The sequence below is a fragment of the Chitinophaga sp. genome, assembly GCF_035564935.1.
Lineage (GTDB): Bacteria > Bacteroidota > Bacteroidia > Chitinophagales > Chitinophagaceae > Chitinophaga.
This window is the reverse complement of record NZ_DATMTE010001099.1, coordinates 1-1606: the sequence shown is the minus strand read 5'-3', so window position 1 is coordinate 1606 and position 1606 is coordinate 1. Positions and strand designations below refer to the sequence as shown.

Below are 1606 nucleotides of genomic sequence, written 5' to 3'. Positions count from 1 at the left end.
ACTTTTTTACAAATAATCTACTACCCTTGAAGTATATTTTTTCTGAAATAATATAAAAACAAACGGGCAACCCATATGGATTACCCGTTTTCAATTACAGTTACCTAACTCTATTTTATTTTTGCAGCCAGGCTTTTGACCAAGGCTTCCAATTCTGCAATTTTTGTGTTTTGAGATTCGATTTTTGCATCCTGCTCCTGCACCGCTCTTACCAATAACGGGATAAAATCGTTATAACGGATGGCAAGATATCCATTGGTGTCTTTGGTTAAAAATCCCTGGTCTTTCCAACCGAATTTTTGGATAAGCTCTTCGACTTCCTGAGCGACAAACCCCATTTCTTTATTAGGATTTTCTTTATCATTAATTCTATGGTAGGCTACAGGTTTCAGCTCTTTTACAAAATCTAAACCGTAGGGAATGCGGGTAATATTTTCCTTCCATCTTTTGTCTGAAGTGATCGTCCAGGCAACCTGAACCCTGGCAGAAGTAACATTGTAGTTTCCCATTTGTATCTGATTAGAACCATTCACAACACCAACAGCTGCATCATTACCCAGGACAATATTATTATCACCCGCACCTATATTATAACCCGTAGTGTGGCCTATTGCTATATTTGAACTACCAGAGGTAATTATCGTAAGCGGCGTACTACCACCTCTACCAATGATTATATTACTACCTCCCGTCATAGGAGTATCATATTGCCCCGCGGCGAACCCAATCCCAATATTAGAAGCACTGACCGGAAGATTTGATAAAGCTCCATAGCCTAGTGCAATATTACGTGTTCCAGTAGTATTACTAATCAATGAATTAGCTCCTATTGCAGTGTTCCAGCTTCCTGTTGTATTATCCCGCATTGATGCCTGTCCTACTGCAGTATTACGTGCACCACTGGTATTGGCAGGCAACACATTATTCCCTATGGCAGTGTTTAAACTGCCGGTAGTCGTATTGCTTAAAGCTAAAGCACCGACTACAGTATTAGTGGCTATCTGACCACCTCCTAAACCCACCGTGACGGAATTAATACTTGCATCCCCGTTTCCAATCGTAAGTTTTGCGAGTTTTTTATCTGCAGTCGAACCACTTGTTGGTGAAGATACTGTAGCTGCAGTAGTGGTTCCCACCGCCAAATGGGTTGCATTATTGTCAGCATCCCAGATTACTCTTGATGCTTCGATTCCGTTGGATTTGGTGACAAAATCTGTGGCATCTGCAGTTCCTATAAAGTTGGTTCCTGCTGTGGTTCCTGTATTTCCTGCGAGAGACCAATTGGTTGCTGCAACGTTATTCCCCATGCTGATCTTTTGCCAGACGTTACCATCAAAATAATAATAGCCGACAGCCGTTATATTAACTCTTTGAGCTAAAACATCTCCTCCGGAAATATCCGTGATGTAGATCATGGCTCCCGTCTGATCAGCTCCATACAGCGTATCCCCTTTATCCGTAAGCTGTGAACGGGTAAGGCGGGGTGCCTGCAACCCTGTAATGTCTGTGGATAGTAAATTTCCTAACGTATCAGTTTTACCGGATACATCCAGAGAACTTTTAGGAGTTGTGGTATGAATGCCCACCTGTGCGTAGACAGAAGAAC

General features: G+C 42.1%; 1 protein-coding gene. It reads right to left on the bottom strand.

Translation table 11 applies throughout. The annotated features are described in order from the left end of the window. Positions 1 to 110 precede the first annotated feature (110 nt). Positions 111 to 1606 (bottom strand): tail fiber domain-containing protein (locus VN105_RS28285; protein ID WP_325646596.1); only part of this gene is annotated, 1496 nt, incomplete at its 5' end.